This is a genomic window from Bacteroides sp. 519 (assembly GCF_010500955.1).
Classification (GTDB): Bacteria; Bacteroidota; Bacteroidia; order Bacteroidales; family Bacteroidaceae; genus Bacteroides.
The window spans coordinates 1-307 of record NZ_QVMJ01000152.1 but is presented as its reverse complement, the minus strand read 5'-3'; the positions used below and the strand labels follow the sequence as shown (position 1 = coordinate 307).

The 307-nt window shown below is 40.4% G+C and carries 1 protein-coding gene; it reads left to right on the top strand.

The annotated features are described in order from the left end of the window. Positions 1–307, top strand: a 307-nt coding sequence (locus D0T85_RS22320) for a hypothetical protein (protein WP_163215691.1), incomplete at both ends; no start/stop codon positions are given.

Here is a 307-nt window from a genome sequence, read left to right as displayed (position 1 = left end):
TTTCGAGAAGTTATTTGTAACCGGAGAAGCTGATGTAGTGGCCGAATTATATTCCCGGAACAGGGAGTTAGCACCGGGTGCCGATAAACTGCTTATTATCGAAGTATTTGAAAAAAATGGTGGTCGTAACCAAACCTTTACCGTTGAGAACGCAGACCTGATTCCAATTCCGCAACATCGTCGTCCGTGGAATAATTATATCAGCCTGACAGGTGCACGAGAAAACAACTGCAAGTTGGTATTATTCGAATCGTGTATGTATACAACATTATTACTAGATTTGTATATTCATGGAATAATACCCGAA